General features: G+C 53.5%; 1 rRNA gene. It reads left to right on the plus strand.

Annotated elements, in window-relative coordinates:
* Positions 1 to 1,900, plus strand: a 23S ribosomal RNA gene (locus tag ACFX4E_RS28185); the annotation flags it as partial.

The following is a 1,900-nucleotide window of genomic DNA, read 5'->3' on the forward strand; positions in this document are numbered from 1 at the left end:
GTTCTCCCCGAAATGCATTTAGGTGCAGCGTTACGTGTTTCTTGCCGGAGGTAGAGCTACTGGATGGCCGATGGGCCTTCACGGGTTACTGACGTCAGCTAAACTCCGAATGCCGGTAAGTGAGAGCGTAGCAGTGAGACAGTGGGGGATAAGCTTCATTGTCGAGAGGGAAACAGCCCAGACCACCAACTAAGGCCCCTAAGCGTGTGCTAAGTGGGAAAGGATGTGGAGTTGCTTAGACAACCAGGAGGTTGGCTTAGAAGCAGCCATCCTTGAAAGAGTGCGTAACAGCTCACTGGTCAAGTGATTCTGCGCCGATAATGTAGCGGGGCTCAAGTACACCGCCGAAGTTGTGGCAATGATCTTTTTGGATTGTTGGGTAGGGGAGCGTCGTGTGGCCGGTGAAGCTGCGGTGTAAACCAGTGGTGGAGGCTATGCGAGTGAGAATGCAGGCATGAGTAGCGAAAGATGAGTGAGAAACTCATCCGCCGGATGATCAAGGGTTCCAGGGTCAAGTTAATCTGCCCTGGGTTAGTCGGGGCCTAAGGCGAGGCCGACAGGCGTAGTCGATGGATAACGGGTTGATATTCCCGTACCGGTGAAGAACCGCCCATACTGATATTGTGATGCTAACCATGCGAAGCATGATGTGCAGGCTTTTGTTTGTGTGTTGTGTGGGTTGTGGGACCCGATCTTTGGAGGTAAACGTGTTAACAGGTGTGACGCAGGAAGGTAGCCAAGCCACGCGATGGTTGTCGTGGTCTAAGCGTGTAGGGTTGTCGGTTGTTAAATGCGCCGGCTGTGTGCCTGAGACGTGATGGGACCCCGTTTTTGGGGGATTTGGTGATCCTATGCTGCCGAGAAAAGCATCGGCGTGAGGTTTTAGCCGCCCGTACCCTAAACCGACACAGGTGATCAGGTAGAGAATACTAAGGCGATCGAGAGAATCATGGTTAAGGAACTCGGCAAAATGCCCCCGTAACTTCGGGAGAAGGGGGACCTTGAGCGTGATGGGCACTTGCTGCCTGGAGCGTGTATGGGTCGCAGAGACCAGGGGGAAGCGACTGTTTATCAAAAACACAGGTCCGTGCGAAGTCGTAAGACGATGTATACGGACTGACGCCTGCCCGGTGCTGGAAGGTTAAGAGGATTGGTTAGCCTTTGTGGCGAAGCTGAGAATTTAAGCCCCAGTAAACGGCGGTGGTAACTATAACCATCCTAAGGTAGCGAAATTCCTTGTCGGGTAAGTTCCGACCTGCACGAATGGCGTAACGACTTCCCTACTGTCTCAACCATGAACTCGGCGAAATTGCAGTACGAGTAAAGATGCTCGTTTCGCGCAGAAGGACGGAAAGACCCCGGGACCTTTACTATAGTTTGGTATTGGTGTTTGGTTTGGCTTGTGTAGGATAGGTGGGAGACTGTGAAGCATGGACGCTAGTTTGTGTGGAGTCGTTGTTGAAATACCACTCTGGTCAATCTGGATGTCTAACTTCGGGCCATGATCTGGTTCAGGGACAGTGCCTGATGGGTAGTTTAACTGGGGCGGTTGCCTCCTAAAGTGTAACGGAGGCGCCCAAAGGTTCCCTCAGCCTGGTTGGCAATCAGGTGTTGAGTGTAAGTGCACAAGGGAGCTTGACTGTGAGACTGGCAGGTCGAGCAGGGACGAAAGTCGGGACTAGTGATCCGGCGGTACGTTGTGGAACGGCCGTCGCTCAACGGATAAAAGGTACCCCGGGGATAACAGGCTGATCTTGCCCAAGAGTCCATATCGACGGCATGGTTTGGCACCTCGATGTCGGCTCGTCGCATCCTGGGGCTGGAGTTGGTCCCAAGGGTTGGGCTGTTCGCCCATTAAAGCGGTACGCGAGCTGGGTTCAGAACGTCGTGAGACAGTTCG

The organism is Priestia sp. YIM B13491 (assembly GCF_042787605.1).
Lineage (GTDB): Bacteria > Bacillota > Bacilli > Bacillales > Bacillaceae_H > Priestia > Priestia megaterium_E.